Annotated in this window: 1 protein-coding gene; it reads right to left on the bottom strand. The window is 68.4% G+C overall.

What is annotated here, in order from left to right; translation table 11 throughout:
- Positions 1 to 17: 17 nt before the first annotated feature.
- Positions 18 to 1,075 (bottom strand): IS630 family transposase gene (locus tag FFK22_RS41840; RefSeq protein ID WP_138893699.1). Its coding sequence is split into 2 segments (ribosomal slippage): positions 18 to 583 and positions 583 to 1,075, totalling 1,059 coding nucleotides; the frame shifts between segments, so codons are not numbered across the junction.
- Positions 1,076 to 1,161 lie beyond the last annotated feature (86 nt).

Below are 1,161 nucleotides of genomic sequence, written 5' to 3'. Positions count from 1 at the left end.
ATACCAAGCAGCGGAAATCATGACCCATGAGCCCAGTCGCGGAGGCCGATGGACATGATCCTCCAGGGCTGGGCCATCAGGGTGTTCCAGGCGAAGCAGCTGTGATCGAGGATGTCGCGGTAGGACTTGAAGATACGGTTGGAGAGCCAGTTCTCGCGGAGGAACTGCCAGATGTTCTCGGCAGCGTTGAGTTCGGGCGAGCGGGCCGGGATCGGCAGCAGGGTGATGTTGGCCGGCACGGCCAGCTTGTCGGTCATGTGCCAGCCGGCCTGATCGACCAGGACGACGGCGTGGGCGCCCGGGGCCACGGCCTGAGCGATTTCGGCCAAGTGCAACTGCATCGCCTCGGTGGTGCAGCGGGGCAGGACCAAGCCAGCGCCCTTGCCCTCCTTCGGGCAGATGGCGCCGAAGATGTAGGCCGAGCGGGTGCGCTGGTCATGCGGCGCTGTGGGGCGGGTGCCACGCTTGGCCCAGCGCCGGGTGATCTTGTTCTTCTGGCCGATGCGAGCCTCGTCCTGGAACCAGATCTCTATCGGCTGGCCCGGATGGCGCGCGGCGATCTCCGCCACGTGGGCCGGGAAGTTTTTTTGAACGCCGCGGCGGCTGCCGGGTCCTGGGCATGATGGCGCGGCCGGGCGGAGAGCTTGCGATAGCCCATCTGCCGCAGTGTCCGGCCCAGAGCCGTCTCGCCGATCACGATCCGGAACTCCTCGAACAGCCGCTGCGCCAGGTCGGCGAGGCGCCAGCGGACCACACCGTCGACTGCCGGTAGCGGCCCGTCCTCGACCCATCGGGCCAGTGCCGCCCGATGCTCCGCCCCGAGCCGTGGCGACCGCCCCGGCGGCGTGCCGGTCAGAAGGCCAGATGGGCCATCGGCGTTGAACTGCAGCACCCAGTCGCGGATGGTCTGCAGCCCGACATCCCCGACCCGAGCGGCGTCGCTCCGGCTGCCGCCGTCCAGGATCACCGCCAAGGCCAGAAGCCGGCGCGCCTGGCCAGCGTCCCGCGTCCGCCGCGCCAAGCTCCGCAGATCCGACGCCGTGTAGTCCCCCCGAAGCGCGATTGGCGCCGCCATGGCAAACCCCATGCTGTTTGCCACCTTGAATCACGCCGCGTCCCGCTTGCAAAGCCCCGTGAGTCATCGCTTCAGACGATTGGTAT

Source organism: Mycobacterium sp. KBS0706, from assembly GCF_005938675.2.
In the GTDB taxonomy this organism is placed as follows: domain Bacteria; phylum Pseudomonadota; class Alphaproteobacteria; order DSM-16000; family Inquilinaceae; genus Inquilinus.
The sequence above is the reverse complement of the archived record's forward strand: the minus strand, read 5'-3'. Positions and strand labels throughout refer to the sequence as shown.